15 protein-coding genes are annotated in these 18,148 nt (G+C 71.2%); 12 read left to right on the forward strand and 3 right to left on the reverse strand.

The window, feature by feature from the left end; genetic code table 11:
• Positions 1-9: 9 nt before the first annotated feature.
• A complete protein-coding gene (locus tag PZB75_RS20430; protein WP_275536736.1) occupies positions 10-783 on the reverse strand; it encodes a glycosyltransferase family A protein in 774 nt (257 codons plus the stop codon).
• 66 nt (positions 784-849) lie between these two features.
• Between PZB75_RS20430 and PZB75_RS20435 the strand changes: the two genes are divergently transcribed.
• From PZB75_RS20435 to PZB75_RS20445, 3 genes are all read left to right on the forward strand, one after another.
• Complete coding sequence (locus PZB75_RS20435) at positions 850-1,866, forward strand: nucleotide sugar dehydrogenase (protein ID WP_275536737.1); 1,017 nt, start codon at positions 850-852, stop codon at positions 1,864-1,866.
• Positions 1,867-1,938: 72 nt separating this feature from the next.
• A complete protein-coding gene (locus PZB75_RS20440) occupies positions 1,939-2,697 on the forward strand; it encodes an RNA polymerase sigma factor (protein WP_275536738.1) in 759 nt (252 codons plus the stop codon).
• Positions 2,697-4,124 (forward strand): hypothetical protein, encoded by a 1,428-nt coding sequence (locus PZB75_RS20445; protein ID WP_275536739.1) that lies wholly within the window; start codon positions 2,697-2,699, stop codon positions 4,122-4,124. The genes PZB75_RS20440 and PZB75_RS20445 overlap by 1 nt, the downstream gene beginning before the upstream one ends.
• Positions 4,125-4,373: 249 nt before the next feature.
• On the opposite strand, the gene PZB75_RS20450 is transcribed toward PZB75_RS20445, so the two are convergent.
• Complete coding sequence (locus tag PZB75_RS20450) at positions 4,374-5,330, reverse strand: L,D-transpeptidase family protein (RefSeq protein ID WP_275536740.1); 957 nt, start codon at positions 5,328-5,330, stop codon at positions 4,374-4,376.
• 540 nt (positions 5,331-5,870) lie between these two features.
• On the opposite strand from PZB75_RS20450, the gene leuE reads away from it, so the two are divergent.
• Entirely contained in the window at positions 5,871-6,533 is a 663-nt protein-coding gene (leuE, locus tag PZB75_RS20455) for a leucine efflux protein LeuE (protein ID WP_275536741.1), read from the forward strand.
• 114 nt (positions 6,534-6,647) lie between these two features.
• Here the strand turns inward: leuE and PZB75_RS20460 are convergent, their stop codons facing one another.
• Entirely contained in the window at positions 6,648-8,057 is a 1,410-nt protein-coding gene (locus tag PZB75_RS20460) for an FAD-dependent monooxygenase (protein WP_275536742.1), read from the reverse strand.
• A 39-nt stretch (positions 8,058-8,096) separates the two neighbouring features.
• Here PZB75_RS20460 and PZB75_RS20465 point away from each other — a divergent pair, with 39 nt between their 5' ends.
• From PZB75_RS20465 to PZB75_RS20500, 8 genes are all read left to right on the forward strand, one after another.
• Entirely contained in the window at positions 8,097-8,750 is a 654-nt protein-coding gene (locus PZB75_RS20465; RefSeq protein ID WP_275536743.1) for a TetR/AcrR family transcriptional regulator C-terminal domain-containing protein, read from the forward strand.
• A 586-nt stretch (positions 8,751-9,336) separates the two neighbouring features.
• Positions 9,337-10,623, forward strand: coding sequence for an amidohydrolase (locus PZB75_RS20470; RefSeq protein ID WP_275538788.1), 1,287 nt, complete (start codon positions 9,337-9,339; stop codon positions 10,621-10,623).
• A gap of 415 nt (positions 10,624-11,038) precedes the next feature.
• Positions 11,039-12,088 (forward strand): BMP family ABC transporter substrate-binding protein, encoded by a 1,050-nt coding sequence (locus PZB75_RS20475; RefSeq protein ID WP_275536744.1) that lies wholly within the window; start codon positions 11,039-11,041, stop codon positions 12,086-12,088.
• 282 nt (positions 12,089-12,370) lie between these two features.
• Positions 12,371-13,933, forward strand: a complete 1,563-nt coding sequence (locus PZB75_RS20480; protein WP_275538789.1) for an ABC transporter ATP-binding protein — start codon at positions 12,371-12,373, stop codon at positions 13,931-13,933.
• The gene (locus PZB75_RS20485; RefSeq protein WP_275536745.1) at positions 13,930-15,048 is read left to right on the forward strand and encodes an ABC transporter permease; all 1,119 of its coding nucleotides are present in this window, start codon (positions 13,930-13,932) and stop codon (positions 15,046-15,048) included. Before PZB75_RS20480 ends, PZB75_RS20485 begins: the two co-directional genes overlap by 4 nt.
• Positions 15,045-16,310 carry an ABC transporter permease gene (locus tag PZB75_RS20490; RefSeq protein ID WP_275536746.1) on the forward strand — a complete coding sequence of 422 codons (1,266 nt, stop codon included), beginning with the start codon at positions 15,045-15,047 and terminating at the stop codon, positions 16,308-16,310. Before PZB75_RS20485 ends, PZB75_RS20490 begins: the two co-directional genes overlap by 4 nt.
• Complete coding sequence (locus tag PZB75_RS20495; RefSeq protein ID WP_275536747.1) at positions 16,307-16,723, forward strand: cytidine deaminase; 417 nt, start codon at positions 16,307-16,309, stop codon at positions 16,721-16,723. The genes PZB75_RS20490 and PZB75_RS20495 overlap by 4 nt, the downstream gene beginning before the upstream one ends.
• A gap of 128 nt (positions 16,724-16,851) precedes the next feature.
• A complete protein-coding gene (locus PZB75_RS20500) occupies positions 16,852-18,129 on the forward strand; it encodes a thymidine phosphorylase (RefSeq protein WP_275536748.1) in 1,278 nt (425 codons plus the stop codon).
• Positions 18,130-18,148 lie beyond the last annotated feature (19 nt).

Below are 18,148 nucleotides of genomic sequence, written 5' to 3' on the forward strand. Positions count from 1 at the left end.
TGCGGGGAGCTAGATGCGCGAGTTGCGCAGCGACTGCCAGACGGCTCCCGCCAGTGCTCGCGTTGCCCGCGGGACCGACAGATGCTCGTGCTCGCGGTAAAGCGACCAGTTGTACTGCACGAGGGAAAGTTTGTTGGAGGACAGCGATCCCGCCTGGTGGGCCCGGTAGACCGCCAACGGTTCGGCCAGGCCCCGGGCGTCAGCGCCGTCCCGCATGATGCTCAGCCACAGTGCGTAGTCCTGGCGTTTGCGCATCTCCGGCATCAGCCTCGTGCCCAGGACGTTGCGGTCGTACATGGCGGTGAGGGCACCGATGTGGTCCTGGGCCAGCATCGCGCGGTAGTCCACGTGCTCACGCGCGCGAATCACCCGGCCGTTCGGGACCCAGTCGGTGCTCTCGCCAGGATAGGCGGCGTCCATCTTGTAGTACGAGGTGAACGTCAACGGTGCAGTTCCTTCCGCAGCGAAGGCGAGTTGCTTCTCGGTCTTCTCCGGAAGCCACATGTCGTCGCTGTCGAGGAAGGCGATGTAGCCCCCGCGGGCTCGCTCGATCGCGAGGTTGCGGGCCCGACCCGCGCCTCCCCGCTCGGGTGCCGACCGAGGCAGGACGCGCTTGTCCTGCGCGGCGAACTCGCGCAGCAGGTCCATGGAGCCGTCGGAGGACTGGTCGTCCGTAACGAGCAGCTCCAGGTCGCTGTGGGTCTGAGTGAGCACCGATCGGACGGCTGCGCCGAGGGTGGCCGCCGAGTTGTACACGGGCATGACGACAGACACCAAGGGCACAGCGCTTCTCCTTGCAGACCAGGAACGACCGGTCCATTCAAGCACCGCCACCGAGTAGGAGCTGCCATGCAGATCGTTGTCGCGGGTCAGGGCTACGCAGGTCTTCCGCTGGCCGTACGTGCCGCAGAGGGGGGTCACCGCGTTGTCGGCTACGACGTGAACGCGCACCGTGTCCGGCAGCTCGCCGCCGGTCAGTCCTACGTGGAGGATGTGGCATCCGACCGGCTGCGCGCGGTGCTGGACTCCGGGGTCCACTCCGCGGCCGCCGACGCTGCCGCACTGGCCGGCTTCGACATCGCGGTGATCACCGTGCCGACCCCGTTGCGAGACGGCGTGCCGGACCTGACCTACATCAAGACCTGCGCCCGGACCCTGGGCGGGCACCTGCGCCCCGGTGCGACCGTGGTTCTGGAGTCCACGACCTATCCCGGCACCACAGAGGAACTGCTGCTGCCGATCCTGGAGGAGGCATCCGGCCTCAAGGCCGGGGAGGACTTCCAGGCCGGGTTCAGTCCCGAGCGCATCGCCCCGGGGAACAAGCGGTTCTCGTTCGAGGAGACGCCGAAGGTGGTGTCCGGGATCGACGCCAAGTCACTCGATGTGATCAAGGCGTTCTATGACGGCGTCTTCCGGACCACGGTCCCGGTGTCCGGGCCCAAGGTCGCAGAGCTGGCAAAACTGCTGGAGAACACCTTTCGGCTCGTCAACATCTCGATGGTCAACGAGTTGGCGACGCTGACCGAGCGCCTCGACGTGAACATCTGGGAGGCGATCGACGCCGCCGCGACCAAGCCCTTCGGCTTCACACGGTTCACCCCGGGGCCGGGAGTCGGCGGGCACTGCCTGCGTCCAGGAGCGTTCCGGGCCGGGAGCGCGGTAGCTGGAGCGACGACCGGGGCCGCCACCCCCCACAGGAGAGGCCCCGATCGTCTTCCACAGGGCCGTGGAACGGCCCGTACTCATCTCAGCGTCACGACCGCGTTTTCTGTCACACCCGCGAGCGCACCGCACTCACACCGCGCGGGGTCGACACAATGTTGCGGGTTGTACAAGTCATGGACGCGGCGCCCGCCGAGCACGTAGCGTGCTGAGTCGCGCAGGGCGGCGCAAGAGTGTGGCCGGCTGCGGTTCTTGACAGCGGGGCGGGTTGGGGAAGTGCTGGGGGACGACGCGGAGCTGACCACCGCGGTGCTCGCGGCGCAGGACGGGGACGAGGATGCCTTCCGTACTGTGTACCGCGCTACGCATCCACGGTTGTTGGGTTATGTCCGGACACTGGTGGGGGAGCCGGACGCCGAGGACGTGGCGTCCGAGGCATGGCTCCAGATAGCACGCGACCTCGGGACGTTCCGTGGGGACGCGGACCGGTTCCGGGGCTGGGCGGCCCGGATCGCCCGTAACCGCGCCCTCGACCATCTGCGGATGCGGGGCAGGCGTCCCGCGATCGGCGGTGACGAGACCGCGCTCTCGGGCAGGCCCGCCGAGTCCGACACCGCCGACGAGGCCATCGAGGCCCTGGCCACCGACCGCACGATGTCGCTGATCGCCCGGCTGCCGCTGGACCAGGCCGAGGCCGTCGTGCTGCGGGTGGTGGTCGGCCTGGACGCGAAGAGCGCGGCGCGGACGTTGGGCAAGCGGCCGGGTGCGGTACGGACGGCAGCGCATCGGGGGTTGAAGCGGCTGGCGGACCTCCTCGGTCCGGAGGACGAGGACCGGACCGACGCCGTGCACGGCCCGGCCGGGGCGGGGCGTGCCCAGGGGAGTGCGGAGCGGGGTTCCGGTGCGCGGGGGAACAGGGCGGGCCAGGCGCCCGAACTGGGCGCCGTACCCACGCAGCGAGCCGTCCGTCAGCATGGTCTGGCGGCGCCCGCGGGAGTGGCGCACGCGCTCCCGTGGACGCAGAAGGACGTGTGATGGCCGACGAGCGGTACGCGTGGCTCGACCAGGACGCGGCGGACAGACTGCTCCGCGGTGAACCGGTCGACCCGGTCGGCGATCAGGCCCGCGAGGAAGCCGAACGGTTGGCCGCGGCACTCTCCGCCGTGGCGCCCACCGGGCGTGGTGCGAAGGGCTCGGGTGGTGTGGGTGTTCGGGGCGGCTCGGGTGCGCCCGGTGGTGTGGGTGGGGCGGCGGTCGTCGGTCGATCGAGTGGTCCGACCGGGTCGGGCGGTTCAGCCGGTTCGGGCGGTTCGGGCGGTTCGGTCGGTTCGGTCGGCTCGGTCGGTGAACTGCCCGGTGAGGCCGCCGCGCTGGCCGCGTTCCGTGAGGCGCGGTCCGGGGGCCGGGTCCCGGATCTTTCGGACGGCTTCGGTCCGGTACGCATCGGTGGCGCACCCCGCTCCGGCTTCTCCGCCGGCCCTTCCGCGTCCACTCCACTCCGCCCCCGTGCACCGCGTCGGGGTCGTCCCGTCAGCTTCGGCCTGGTCGCGTCGCTGGCCGGATGCGCGCTCGGCGGGGTGGTGGTCGTTGCGGGCGCGGGCCTGCTGCCCGTCCCGTTCGGTGGTCACTGGGGCCCCGCGCCCGCGACCTCCGTCTCCGCCTCCCCGGAGGCGCTGGGCCCGACCCTGCCGGACGGCGGCGGACCGTCCGACCCGCCGCCCTTCACCGTGCCCGGGACCGGTGCGTTCCCCGACGCCTCACGGTCGTCCGGCGCCCCGACGGTCGGCCGGGGGGCCGGGGATCACCCCGTGCCCGGCGGCGTCACGGCGGAACCGGACCAGGGGCGGGAGGGCCAGGACCGGGCCGGTGACCGGGGCAAGGACGGCTCACCCGACAGCGCCGGGACGGAGGGCATCGAGCGGGACGGCACCGACCGGCCTGAGCCTGACGACTTGGCGAAGGGCCGGTCCGACGGCGAACGGTTCACCGGGACGCGCCGGGCCTGTCGCGCCTACCGCGAGGGCAGCCTCGACGAACGGGACCGGCACCGCCTCGAAGCGCTGGCGAGAGGGGCCGGGAAGGTGGGCCGGTTCTGCGACCGTGCGCTGGACGGCCGTGGCGACCGGGACGGACCTGGCGGTTCGGGCGGTGGGCATGGTCACGGCGGACAGGGCGGTTCCCACGGGCCCCCGGCCGGACACGGCGGTTCGAGGGGGTCGGAGGGCTCGAAGGGGCCGGAGGGATCGAAGGAGTCGGAGAGGTCGCAGGAGTCGGAGGGGGCGAACAGGACCAGCGGTTCGAACGGCTCACAGAGTGACAGTGGCGGTGGCCGCAGTGGTACGGGCGGCAGCGGTGCGGGTGCCAGGGGCGGTGGCGGTACGGGAAGTGGTGATTCGGCGGCGCCGCCTTCGCCGGGGACCACCTCGGGCCCCGTCCCGACGATCCCTTCCGACGTCTCGTAGCGCGCCCTTCGGCGCCGTACCGATTTCCCCCCGGAGCCCACCAGGCCCGGAGCCCCGCCGAGCGGCGGGTGTGACACTTTTCGGGGTACGGGCGCAGTAGTGAGTGAGCCGACTGGTCATCGGCCGCGCAGTGAGCCGGGGTTCCCCCCGTACCTTCGGCTCGGCGCATCCGGCGCGGACGGGGCTTGTTTCCCCGGTCCCGTCCGCGCCCCTTTCGCTTCGCCCTCCTCAGCCGTGGACGACGGCCACTCACCCGTAGACGACGACCTTGTCGCCGGTACGGACCTGGTCGAAGAGCGAGGCGATCTTCTTCTCGTCGCGGACGTTCACACAGCCGTGCGAGGCGCCGCTGTAGCCCCGGGCGGCGAAGTCCGAGGAGTAGTGCACCGCCTGACCCCCGCTGAAGAACATCGCGTACGGCATGGGGGAGTCGTAGAGCGTGGACACATGGTCGCGGGACTTCCAGAAGACGGAGAAGGCGCCCTCGCGGGTCGGTGTGTACTCCGATCCGAACCGCACGTCCATCGACGAGACGACCCGCCCGTCGATCATCCACGACAGGGTGCGGCTGTTCTTGCTGATGCACATCACCCGGCCCGTCAGACAGCGCTTGTCCGGCTTGGCCACGGGACGTTCGGTCGGTGGCCGCAGCTCGTCCGCCGTCGGCGTCCTCGTCATCGCGAGCAGCCTCTGCCAGGTGACGGGGTCCGTCGCCCCGGTACGCGGAAGGTCACGCTTGCCCTGGAAGGACTTGACCGCGGTGACGGTGACCGAACCGTAGTAGCCCGTGGGACTGCGGTCGAAGTGACCGATCTGCCGGAGCCGGGCCTGGAGCTCCCGCACCTGGTCGCTCCGGGAGCCGTTCGCCATCAGCGCCTTGGGCGGCGCGGACGGTGTGGACCGCTCGGGCTCGGGCCTCGGCTCCTCGCTGCTCCCGGCCGTCGGCTCCGCGCTCTCGGCGCTCGGAGTGGCAGTCGCCGGAGAAGCGGGCGCCGACGGGACGGCGGACGGGGTGTCACCCGGCTTGGCGTCGTCGGACGGTGCGGCCGACGACGCGGCGCCGCCGGGCGGTACGGACGGCGCCGACGCACCGACGGTCGCCTCGGACTTGCACCCGGCCGTGAGCGCGGTCATCGCGAGCACCACCCCGACGGCCGCCGTCACCGTGCCCGCCCTGCCGCCGGTTCCCCTTCTGCTGCCGGTCATCATCGGTCCCCCAGTCCTCTCCGTGCCCCGGTTCCCTCGTCCGCTGTCGCGGTCTCCTCCCCAGTGTCCCGGTGAACGCGCTCCTGGTCCGCCCTCTCACCGAAGTCCACGGAGGAGGCAGGGCGGGAGCGCAGGTCACGGCCCTCCGCTGTGAGGAAACTCCCAGTGATCCCGGGCATTGATCCCGGGCAGTGATGTGCGGGCCGTGATCCCAGGGAGTGGTGTGCGGAGGACCCTGATCCCCGTGCACTGATCCGGAGGGCCCTGATTCCCGGGAAGTGCTCCGGGCGGACCCTGCTTCCCGGGCCGTGATCCGCGGTCAGTGGTCTCTGGGTCGTGGTCCCCGGACTCGGCCCGGGAAGCAGGGTCCGCCCGAGGTCCCAGAAACAGTCCCGGACCTCAGGAGCACCCGAGTCCTGTGCCCCGCGCCCCGCGCCCCGAACTCCGCGCCTCGGACGGTCCCGGCCCCCGGAACCCCTGCCTCCCGGAACTTCCGAAATCCCCGCGCCGGGTGTCGTACGCGCATGCGACACTCCGTCCATGCTGGGTGTCACAGATCTTCCGACCTACCTCGCCGGCCTGGTGCTGATCATCCTGCTGCCGGGGCCGAACTCGCTGTACGTGCTCTCGGTCGCCGCCCGGCGCGGCACGCGCACCGGCTATGTGGCGGCGGCCGGTGTGTGGACCGGGGACACGGTCCTGATGACGCTCTCCGCGCTGGGCGCGGCCTCCCTGTTGCGGACGACCCCGTTCCTCTTCTCCGTCGTGAAGTTCGCGGGCGCGGGCTATCTGACCTGGCTGGCGATCGGCATGCTGCGGGCCGCGCTGTCGATGTGGCGCGAGCGGCACCGGCGGATGGCCGATCTGACGGACGAGAGCGCCGAACCGGTGACGGAGGGACTGGAACGTCCGTACCGGCGGGCGCTGGTGGTCAGCCTCGTCAACCCGAAGGCGATCCTCTTCCTGATCTCGTTCTTCGTGCAGTTCGTCGACCCCGGATACGCCTACCCGGCGCTGTCCTTCCTGGTGCTCGGCACCCTGTTGCAAGTGGCGAGCTTCCTCTACCTCTCCACGCTGATATTCGGCGGCACCCGGCTGGCCGACGCCTTCCGCCGTCGCAAGCGGCTTTCGGCGGGGGCCACTTCGGCGGCCGGGGTGCTCTTCCTCGGGTTCGCGGCGAAGCTTTCGCTCAGCAGCGTGTGAGCGCGGTGGCGGCATCTTCGCCGCGCGCTGGCGCCCGCAGCGCTCGGGCGCCCCGCCGCACCCCTGTCATGGCAGGTTCCGCCGGTCCGTGCCCCGGCAGTCCCGGCGTCGTGGCTACCGCGTGAACCGTGCCAGATAGCCGGTCAGCCCCGTCACGTCCTCGCCCGCCCAGCCGATGTAGCCGTCCGGGCGGACCAGGAAGATTCCCCGTCCGTACGCCTCGTACCGCCCTGTCCGATGGATGTGCACCAACTCACTCTCGGCCACCGGGAGTTCCGTGTCGGTGTCGACGGTCAGCAGGGTGAAGTGCGGGCCCCGGAAGACGTCGAACAGCCGTCGGCCGTCGCCCGAGGGGCCGTCCGGGGCGCGGTCGCCCGCCTCCAGCGCGCCCGCCCGGCCCACCGACAGCGGACCGCCCCGGTAGCCGAGCCCCAACTGCTGCGCCTCCGCGCCCCGTTCCTGCTGGCCCCGGTGAATGCGGGTGGACATGCCGAGGACGCCCGCCGCCACCGGTCTGCGCTCCTCCTCGTAACTGTCCAGCAGCCCGGCCCCCGCCCCGTGCCGCAGCACCTGGCCGAGCTTCCAGCCGAGGTTGTACGCGTCCTGCACGCTGGTGTTCAGGCCCTGACCGCCCGCAGGTGAGTGGACATGCGCGGCGTCACCCGCCAGGAACACCCGGCCCTCGCGGAACCGGTCGGCCAGGGCGGCGCGCGGACGGAAGTCCGACGCCCAGCGCACCTCGGTGACGTCCTCGGCGGCGAGATGGGTACGCGCCGCGACCAGCGCCCGTACGCCCTCCGGGGAGGTGTCCGGCTCGCCGTCCTTGAACTGGGAGACCAGCTGGAAGTCCGCGGTGCCGGGCAGCGGGCAGATCGCGGTGTAGCCCGCCTCGCCCCCCATCAGGTGCCAGTTGAGCCGGTCGAGCGCCGGCTCGGCGATCCGCACATCGGCCACCAGCATCGGTGACGGGTCGACCGTCTCGCCGGTCATCGGGATGCCCAGCGCCCGGCGGACCGTACTGCGGCCCCCGTCCGTCGCGACCAGGTACGCGGCTCGGACCGCCCCGGTCGACAGCCGCGCGGTGACCCCGTCGGCGTCCTGGTCGAGCCCGGTCAGCGCGGTCGAGAAGGTGATCTCGCCGCCCAGTTCCCGCAGCCGCGCGTGCAGGATCTCCTGGGTGCGCCACTGCGGCAGCAGCCAGGGCTCCCCGTACGGCTCCGCGTCGGTCGGCGCCGACCTGCGGAACATGTCGTGCTCGCCCTGCCGCTTCCCGTCCCGCCAGGCCAGTCCGACCGGCGCCGGGCCCCCGTGGGCGCGCACCGCGTCGCCCACCCCGAGATCGTCCAGGACCTCCCGGGTGCGCGGCTGGACGCCCTTGCCGCGCGAGCCGGGAAAGAGCGCAGCGGCCTGTTCGACGAGGAGCGCGGGCACGCCACGCCGGGCCAGGTCACAGGCGAGGGCGAGCCCGCTGGGCCCGGCTCCGACGATCAGAACCCCAGTTTCCTTAACGTTGTTAAATTCCATGGTGCCGGAGTCTGCGCTTAACGCTGTTAGGTTGTCAAGGTGGGAACGCCGAAGATCGACCGTGCGCGGGTCGCGGACACCGCGCTGAGCGTGCTGAACGAGGTGGGCCTCGACGGCCTCACCCTGCGCGCCATCGCCAAGGAGCTGGACGTCAAGGCACCCGCCCTGTACTGGCACTTCAAGGACAAGCAGGCGCTGCTCGACGAGATGGCCACGGTGATGTACCGCCGGATGCTCACGGACGGACTGCTCGGCCCCACCACGGGGCGCTGGCAGGACCAGATGGTCGGGTACAACAGTGGGCTGCGCGCCGGGCTGCTGCGCTACCGCGACGGGGCGAAGGTCTACAGCGGCGCCCGGTTCACCGGCACGGACCACGCGGCCGGACTCGAAACCCATCTGCGGACGATGATCGACGCGGGATTCGAGCTGCGGCAGGCGGTCCGCGCGGGCACCACCGCCTACGCGTACACGATGGGCTTCGTCACCGAGGAACAGGGCGTGCTCCCGATGCCGGACGAGCGGCGCGAGGGTTTCGACATCGGGGAACGGGCGGAGCGGATGACGCGCTTCCCGCTCGCCGCCGCGGCGGGCGCGGAGATCTTCGCCGGATACGACGAGCGGTTCGACGAGGGGCTACGGATGATCGTGGCGGGCATCGAGGCGCGGTACGGGGCGCGGGGCTCGGAATGACCGGGCTGGGGTGCGGGGTGCGGGGTGCGGGGCTCGGGATGACCGGGACGCGGCACGGGCTGTACGGGGTACGGGGTACGCGGCCGTGGATGCTCCGGGCGCGGTACGGGGCACGCCGGGGGCCTCCGACCGGACCGGTCCCGACCACGCACGAACCCGGATCGACCAGGACCGCGCGAACCCGGACCGGTCCCGATCAGACGAACCCGGACCGGTCCCGACCACGCACGACCCCGTGCCGGCCCCGATCAAGTGAGCCCGGATCGGCTCGGACCACGCGAACCCGGACCGGTCCCGACCACGCACGACCCCGTGCCGGCCCCGATCAAGTGAGCCCGGATCGGCCCGGACCACGCGCACCAGGAACGGTCCCGACCGCATGAACCGGGACCGGCCCGGACCGTGGGCGTCCCATCACCGGTCCCGCCACACACACCGGAACCGCCTCCGGCGAAGGGTGTTGAGGCCGCTGTCCGGCCCGCGCGGACCCCGGAATCGGCGCTGTTCCCCTGTGTGGCTGAAGTTTTCCTGTTTCATGGCCAGTTGAAGGGGGTAGCGCCCTACCCTTGAACGGGTGAACCAGTTGATGTCCCGAGATCCCGATGCCGACCTGCCCGACGATACGGCGCTGCCCGGCACCCTGCCCGAGCCCCTGCGCGTGGAGCTGGTCGCCTTCCGGCGCGACCTGCACATGCACCCCGAGCTGGGGAATCAGGAATTCCGTACCACCGCCGCGCTCAAGGCCAGGCTGGAGAAGGCGGGACTCGAACCACGCGTCCTGCCCACCGGCACCGGACTGATCTGTGACGTCGGCCGGCGCGACGGCGACCGCCGTCCGATGCTCGCCCTGCGCGCGGACATCGACGCCCTGCCGATTCCGGACACCAAGTCGGGCGTCCCGTACCGCTCCACCGTCCCCGACCGGGCGCACGCCTGCGGACACGACGTCCACACCACCGCCGTGCTCGGCGCCGGGCTCGTCCTCGCCGAGCTCGACCGGCAGGGGCTGCTTCCGGGCCCCGTACGGCTGCTGTTCCAGCCGGCCGAGGAGGTGCTGCCCGGCGGCGCGGCCGACGCCATCGGGGCCGGGGTGCTCGACGGGGTCGGTCGGATCATCGGAGTGCACTGCGACCCGAAGGTCGACGTCGGCCGGATCGGGCTGCGGGTCGGCGCGATCACCTCCGCCTGCGACCGGGTGGACATCACCCTCGACGGGGCGGGCGGCCACACCGCGCGCCCCCATCTGACCACCGACCTCGTCACCGCCGTCGCCAAGGTGGCCACCGAGGTGCCCGCGCTGCTCGCGCGCCGGGTCGACGCCCGCTCCGGGCTCGCCGTCACCTGGGGGCGGCTCCAGACCGGCCACGCCCCCAATGTCATCCCGCAGCACGCCGAACTGTCCGGCACGGTCCGCTGCCTGGACCTCACCACCTGGCGCGAGGCGCCCGACCTGGTGCACGCGGCCGTCGACGAGGTCGCCGGGATGTACCGGGCCAAGACGGTGATCGACTACGTCCGCGGGGTCCCGCCGGTCGTGAACGACGCCGCGGTGATCGATCTGCTCGGCGCCGCGATGTCGGCGCGGCGGGGCGCGGAGTCGATCGAGGACACCGAGCAGAGCCTCGGCGGCGAGGACTTCTCCTGGTACCTGGAGCGGGTGCCCGGCGCGATGGCCCGGCTCGGTGTGCGGACCCCGGGCGACACCGCCCGGCTGGATCTGCACCGGGGGGACTTCGACGCGGACGAGGAGGCGATCACGGTGGGTGTGGAGCTGTTCACGGCCGCGGCGCTGCTGGACGGCGATCGCGTACAGGGCCTTCTTCCGGACGGCGATCGCGTGCAGAGCCTTCGTCCCGACGGCGATCGCGTATAGCGCCTCCGTGCCGGACGGCAATCGCCGACAGGGCCTGTCCGGAGGTGACCGCGGACAGGGCCCTTCGTCCGGACGCCCTCCGCGGGTACGAGCCCTTCGTCCGGGCGGTATCCGGGTACGGGGCATTCCCCGGGCACCAACCGCGTCCGGCCAACCGCGTACCGGATGGCCTTTCGTCCGGATCGTGCCGGCCCGCGTGCCCCGTGTCCGCGCCGTCGGACCGGCCCCGGTCGGGGCCCGGGGCCCTGGGGCGACGGGCGACGGCAACCGGGCGTAGCCGGACAGGTCGCCCGCCGTTCACGACGATCCGATAACGGCTTCCGTACAGGGCTTTATCTGACATCTACGCGCGTTACGATCGCCGCGAAACCAGCGCCGGAAGAGGCGCTTCGGTCAGGTTTGAAGGAGCCTTCCCTTGCGCCGGATCACCAGGATTGCCACTGTGGGCATCGCGTCAGCGGCGCTGGCCCTCAGTGCCACCGCATGTGGCGGAAAATCATCGTCGGAAGCCGGTTCCGACTCCAAGGACGGCAAGGTCGCCCTCGCGTACGACATCGGCGGGCGCGGCGACCAGTCGTTCAACGACGCCGCCTACGCGGGACTGGCCAAGGCCAACAAGGACCTCGGCGTCAAGGGCACCGAGGCGGAGCCCTCCGACGGCGAGGCGGACGCCGACAAGGTCCAGCGGCTCACCGAGCTGGCGCGGGCCGGCAACAACCCGGTGATCGGCGTCGGCTTCGTCTACGCGACCGCCATCAAGAAGGTCGCGCCGAAGTTCCCGAAGACGACCTTCGGCATCATCGACGACTCCTCGGTGACCGGTAAGAACATCGCCAACCTCGTCTTCAACGAGGAGCAGGGTTCCTACCTCGCCGGCGTCGCCGCCGCCAAGGTCACCAAGACCAAGACCGTCGGCTTCATCGGTGGTGTCGAGACCCCCCTGATCAAGAAGTTCCAGGCGGGCTTCGAGCAGGGCGCCAAGGAAACCGACCCGTCGGTGAAGGTGCTCTCCCAGTACCTCACCCAGCCGCCGAACTTCGACGGCTTCTCCAAGCCCGACCTCGGCAAGGCCGCCGCGCAGGGTCAGCTCGACAAGAAGGCCGACGTCGTCTACTCGGCGGCCGGTCTCGCGGGCATGGGTTCGATCGAGGCCACCGCGAAGGCGGGCAAGTGGGCCATCGGCGTCGACTCGGACCAGTACAACCAGAAGGGCCTCGCGGCGTACAAGGGCCAGATCCTGACCTCGGTCACCAAGGACGTGGCGGACTCCGTCTTCGAGCTGATCAAGTCGGTCAAGGACGGCAAGCCGCAGTCCGGTGAGATCCGGTACGGCCTGGACAAGGACGGGGTCGGCCTGGCCGCCTCCAACCCGGCGTACGGCAAGCTGACCGACGTCACCGCCGCGGTCGACAAGGCCAAGAAGAGCATCATCGACGGCAAGATCACCGTTCGGACCACTCCGTAACGGTCCGGTCGTACGACTGGTTTCCCACCGGCCCGGAGCGCGCTGCCGCCGCTCCGGGCCACCGGGTGTCCCGCGAACAGGACCCGCCCCGCGCGGCGCCCTTCCCGCGCAGATCCACGAGCGAGCGGCGCACGGGTCCATGGTCCAGGAGCGAGTGTTCGGGGCCCTGATGTGCGCGTACTTCAAGACTTCTCGGCACTACGCGTGTAGACCGCCCATCGGCGCGATAGCTTCACCCCCGCCCGCCCCCCTCCGCTCCTTTCCGGTCAAGGAGAGTGCGTCATCAACGCGTCCAGCAGTCCCCCCGCAGTAGAACTGCGCGGCATCACCAAGCGCTTCCCCGGGGTCGTCGCCAACCACGGCATCGACATCACCATCCGGAAGGGCACGGTCCACGCCCTCGTCGGTGAGAACGGTGCGGGCAAGTCCACCTTGATGAAGATCCTCTACGGCATGCAGAAGCCGGACGAGGGCACCATCACGGTCGACGGCGCCGAGGCGGTGTTCGGCAGCCCCGCCGACGCCATCGCCCGCGGCATCGGCATGGTGCACCAGCACTTCATGCTCGCCGACAACTTCACCGTCCTGGAGAACGTCGTCCTCGGCGGTGAGAAGGCGCACGGCATCGGCGCCGGCGCGCGCCGGAAGATCGAGGAGATCTCCGACGCGTACGGGCTGGGGGTGCGGCCCGACGCCCTCGTCGAGGAACTGGGCGTCGCCGACCGCCAGCGGGTGGAGATCCTGAAGGTCCTCTACCGTGGCGCCCGCATCCTCATCCTGGACGAGCCGACCGCCGTGCTCGTCCCGCAGGAGGTCGACGCGCTCTTCGACAACCTGCGTGAGCTGAAGGCCGAGGGCCTCACCGTCATCTTCATCTCGCACAAACTGGGCGAGGTGCTGTCGGTCGCCGACGACATCACGGTGATCCGGCGCGGCACGACCGTCGGCACCGCCGACCCGGCCGACACCACCACCCGGCAGCTCGCCGAGCTGATGGTCGGCAGCGAACTGCCCTCCCCGGAGACCCGGGAGTCCACCGTGACGGACGTCCCGATGCTCCGGGTCGAGGGCCTGACGCTCACCGCGGCCGACCCCGACGGCTCCGTGCGTGACGTCCTGGCGGGCATCGACCTCACCATCCACAAGGGCGAGGTGCTGGGCATCGCCGGGGTCGAGGGCAACGGCCAGACCGAGCTGATCGAGGTGCTGATGGGCATGCGCCGGGTCGACGGCGGGACGATCCGGCTGGACGCGGACGACCTTTCGCAGACCCCCACCCGCAAGCGCCGCGAGAGCGGCATCGGTTACATCCCCGAGGACCGGCACCGGCACGGTGTGCTGCTGGAGGCCCCGCTCTGGGAGAACCGCATCCTCGGCCATGTCACCGAACGGCCCAACAGCCGGGGTGGCCTGCTCGACATCAAGGCGGCCCGCGCCGACACCGAGCGGATCGTGCGCGAGTACGACGTCCGTACCCCCGGCATCGACGTCACCGCCGCCTCGCTCTCCGGCGGGAACCAGCAGAAGCTGATCGTCGGCCGCGAGATGAGCCACACCCCGAAACTGCTGATCGCCGCCCACCCCACCCGGGGCGTGGACGTCGGCGCCCAGGCGCAGATCTGGGACCAGATCCGCGAGGCGCGCCGCGAGGGACTGGCGGTGCTGCTGATCTCCGCCGACCTCGACGAGCTGATCGGCCTCTCCGACACCCTGCGCGTCATGTACCGGGGACGGCTCGTGGCGGACGCCGACCCCGCCACCATCACCCCGGAGGAACTGGGCTCGGCCATGACCGGCGCCGCCACCGGTCACCTCGAAGCGGCTCCGGAGGACGAGGCCCGATGAAGAAGTTCGACAAGGACCGGCTGATCCTGGCCCTCGCGGGCCCGGTCCTCGCCCTGGTCGTCGCCGTCGCGCTCACCTCGGTGGTGCTGCTCGCCTCGGGCAAGAGCCCCTTCGAGCCATACCGGCTGATGTTCGAGTCGGCGTCGTACACCGATGTACAGGTGCTGATCGTCAATCAGGCCGGTACGTACTACCTCGCCGCCCTCGCGGTCGCCATCGGGTTCCGGATGAACCTCTTCAACATCGGGGTCGACGGCCAGTACCGGCTCGCCGCCATGATGGCCGCGCTGGTCGGCGCGGCCGTCGATCTCCCCGGGCCGCTCCAGATCGCGGTGATCGTGATCGTGGCGATGCTGGTCGGGGCCTTCTGGTCGGGCATCGCGGGCTTCCTCAAGACGACCAGGGGAGTGAGCGAGGTCGTCTCGACGATCATGCTCAACTCCATCGCCACCGCGCTGGTCGCGTGGCTCATCCTGCCCAAGAACTTCGGTGTGCAGCCCGCCGGGTCCAACAACCTGACGACCGGTGACATCCCGGAGTCCGGCTGGTTCCCCGGCCTGTCCATGGGCGCCGAGGCCGGTGAGATCTACGGTTTCACGTTCGTCGCCGCGGCCTGCGGCGTCATCTACTGGTTCGTGCTGAACCGCACCCGGTTCGGCTTCGACCTGCGGGCCACGGGCGCGAGCGAGAGCGCCGCCCAGTCGTCCGGTGTGGACGCCAAGAAGATGGTCCTCACCTCGATGCTCATCTCCGGGGCGGTCGCCGGGCTCGCCGGAATGCCGACGCTCCTCGGTGACACCCACACCTACAGCCTCGACTTCCCCACCGGTATCGGCTTCACCGGCATCACCATCGCCCTGCTCGGCCGGAACAACCCGCTCGGCATCGCCTTCAGCGCGCTGCTGGTCGCCTTCCTGGACAAGTCGTCGGCCTCTCTCGACCAGTTCGGTTACGAGAAGGAGATCGCCACGATCATGCAGGGGCTGATCGTGATCTCGGTCGTCGTCAGCTACGAACTCGTCCGCCGTTACGGACTCCGCCGCCAGCAGCAGAAGGTCGGCGAGGAACTCGCCGCCGGGCGCGCCCTCACGACCGAGAAGGAGGCCGCACTGTGAGCACGAGCAAAGTCTCCGCGACGGGCGTCGCCCCCAAGAAGAGCGGCGGACGCCGCAAGCTCACCCTGCCGGTCGTCCTGCTGGTCATCGCGGGCGCCCTCGCGCTGGTCTCCCTGGTCCGGCTGGTCAGCGGCGCCGACGACGTGACCTCCGTCGGGCAGGTCGCGGGCGCGCTGGAACTGGCCGTCCCGATCGGACTGGCCGGGCTCGGCGGCCTGTGGGCCGAGCGGGCGGGCGTCGTCAACATCGGCCTTGAGGGCATGATGGTCCTGGGCACCTGGTTCGGTGCCTGGGCGGGCTTCCAGTGGGGCCCGTGGATGGGGGTGCTGTTCGGCATCATCGGCGGCGCGCTCGGCGGGCTGCTGCACGCCGTCGTCACCATCACGTTCGGCGTCAACCACATCGTCTCCGGTGTGGCCATCAACATCCTCGCGGTCGGCGTCACCCGCTACCTCTCCAACTTCGCCTTCGACGGCGTCGAGGGGGGCTCCTCCAAGCAGTCCCCGCACATCGACCAGATCACCAAGATCACCGTTCCGGGACTCTCCGACTGGATGCAGGACCTCCAGCAACGGCACTGGTTCCTGGTCTCCGACATCGCCGGGATCGTCGGCGGCCTGGTCACCGGCATCTCGCTGCTGACCGTCGTGGCCCTGCTGCTGATCCCGGGCACCTGGTGGCTGCTGTGGCGCACGGCCTTCGGACTGCGGCTGCGCTCCTGCGGCGAGAACCCGGTGGCCGCCGAATCGCTCGGCGTCAACGTCTACCGGTACAAGTACATCGCCGTCACCGTCTCCGGCGGACTCGCCGGACTCGCCGGCGCCTTCCTCGCGATCGTCGCGACCGGCATCTACCAGGAGGGCCAGACCGGCGGGCGCGGCTACATCGGCCTCGCCGCGATGATCTTCGGCAACTGGATGCCCGGCGGAATGGCCCTCGGCGCCGGACTCTTCGGCTTCACCGACAGCCTGAAGCTGCGCGGCGGCGCCGAGAACGTCCACGCCATGCTGCTGCTCCTCGCGATCCTGCTGGTCCTGGTCGTGTTCTGGCAGCTGTACCGGAAGAAGTACGTGGCGGCGGTCGTGTCGGCCGCGGTCTCCGCGCTCCTCTTCACCTGGTACGCGCTGACGGACCAGGTGCCCAGCCAGTTCGTCGACGCGGCCCCGTACGTCACGACGCTGCTCGTCCTCTCGCTCTCCGCGCAACGGCTGCGGATGCCGAAGGCGGACGGCCTCACCTACCGCAAGGGCCAGGGCAAATGACGCCGCCACCCGTCGTGTCCGCCGTCCCCGGCGTCGACTGGGGCGCCCTGCGCGCCGCCGCGCGGGACATCATGAAGCGGGCGTACGTGCCGTACTCCCGCTACCCGGTCGGCGCCGCCGCCCGCGCCGACGACGGCCGTACGGTGGCCGGATGCAACGTCGAGAACGCCTCGTACGGCATCGGGCTGTGCGCCGAGTGCGGCCTCGTCTCCCAGCTGCACGCGACCGGCGGCGGCCGGCTGACGCACTTCACCTGTGTGGACGGGGCGGGCGAGATCCTGGTCCCGTGCGGGCGGTGCAGACAACTGCTGTACGAGTTCGGCGGGCCCGAGCTCGTCCTGGACACCCCGGACGGCTTCCGCACGCTCGACGAGATGCTGCCGCAGGCGTTCGGACCCCGGCACCTCGCGTAACGGAACCCCGTGGTCACCACCGGACCGCCGTGGCCCTCCCCATCCCGGGAGGGCCACGGCGGTCCGTACCCTCTATGCGCGTAGAGTCATCGAGGACTCTGCCGCACACACCGGCCGGAAGGACTCCCATGGACGCCATCTCCGTCATCCGCACCAAGCGGGACCGAGGCGAGCTGACCCCCGAGCAGATCGACTGGGTCATCGACGCGTACACCCGCGGCGAGGTCGCCGACGAGCAGATGTCCGCGCTGGCCATGGCGATCCTGCTGAACGGCATGAACCGTACCGAGATCGCCCGCTGGACCGCCGCGATGATCGCCTCCGGTGAGCGGATGGACTTCGCCGCGCTCTCCCGGCCCACCACCGACAAGCACTCCACGGGCGGTGTCGGCGACAAGATCACCCTGCCGCTCGCCCCGCTGGTCGCGGCCTGCGGGGCCGCCGTGCCGCAGCTCAGCGGGCGCGGCCTCGGCCACACCGGGGGCACCCTCGACAAGCTGGAGTCCATCCCCGGCTGGCGCGCCCATCTGTCGAACGCCGAGATGCTGGACGTCCTGGACAGCACGGGCGCGGTGATCTGCGCGGCGGGCGACGGGCTGGCCCCCGCCGACAAGAAGCTGTACGCGCTCCGCGACGTCACCGGCACCGTCGAGGCCATCCCGCTCATCGCCAGCTCGATCATGTCGAAGAAGATCGCCGAGGGCACCGGGGCACTCGTCCTGGACGTCAAGGTCGGCTCCGGCGCCTTCATGAAGACCCTGGACGACGCCCGCGAACTCGCCTCCACCATGGTCGCGCTGGGCACCGACAGCGGAGTGCGCACGGTGGCGCTGCTCACCGACATGGCCACCCCGCTCGGACTCACCGCGGGCAACGCCCTGGAGGTCCGCGAATCCGTCGAGGTGCTGGCGGGCGGCGGCCCGAAGGACGTCGTCGAGCTGACCCTGGCCCTCGCCCGCGAAATGCTCGACGCGGCCGGGCTGAAGGACGCCGACCCGGAGAAGGCCCTTGCGGACGGTTCGGCGATGGACGTCTGGCGCCGGATGATCTCGGCGCAGGGCGGCGCCCCGGACGCCCCGCTGCCGGTCGCCCGCGAGCAGCACGTGGTGACCGCGTCCGCCTCGGGCGTGCTGACCCGCCTCGACGCGTACGACATCGGCGCCGCCGCCTGGCGCCTGGGCGCGGGCCGGGCCCGCAAGGAGGACCCGGTCCAGGCCGGCGCGGGCGTGGAACTGCACGCCAAGCCGGGTGACCAGGTGACCGAGGGCGCGCCGCTGCTGACCCTGCACACGGACACCCCGGAGAAGTTCGCGTACGCGCTGAAGGCCGTGGAGGGCTCGTACGACATCGCGCCGGCGGGCACGGAGTTCCGGGCCGCCCCGGTGGTGCGCGAACGCATCGCGTAGCGGACGCCCGGCGGGAACG

This window comes from Streptomyces sp. AM 4-1-1 (assembly GCF_029167625.1).
Lineage (GTDB): Bacteria > Actinomycetota > Actinomycetes > Streptomycetales > Streptomycetaceae > Streptomyces.